A 433-nucleotide genomic window follows, 5' to 3' on the forward strand; every position below is an offset into this window, starting at 1 on the left:
GGCTGCGCCGGGCGCGATCGCCGAGACGAGGGCAGCAATGATCGCAAGGGCCGGATTGAACTTCATGTCGAACTCCTGTGGAATATACCTGGTCGATACGCGACAGCGGCACACACCCCTCAACCGAATCCGAGGGATTTTATCCTGCGGTGCGTATCGAGGGACAGAAAGGCAGATCATGGGCAACAATATCGACGACGCGCTGGCGCGCCTTTCCTCGGCCACGCCGCATGAGGGTCTTGCCGGGCTTGAAGACCGCGTGCTTGGCGCGATCTCGAGCCAGCCGGCGTCAGGCCTCGGCACGGGTGCGACCTTGGCGGCCACTGGCCTGGCGCTTGTCCTCGGACTGGTCAGCAACGTCATTCCGTCGTCCGCCGCGCGGGCCGCTCCTGCGCTGTCGCCTTTGGGCGCGCCGAGCCCGCTGGCGCCCTCG

At 66.3% G+C, this 433-nt stretch carries 1 protein-coding gene; it reads left to right on the forward strand.

Features of this window, described 5'->3' with window-relative positions; translation table 11 throughout:
• Positions 1-178: 178 nt before the first annotated feature.
• The coding region (locus RAD16_RS41465) for a hypothetical protein (RefSeq protein WP_458163747.1) at positions 179-433 on the forward strand (255 nt) is incomplete at its 3' end.

The organism is Bradyrhizobium sp. 18BD (assembly GCF_054185225.1).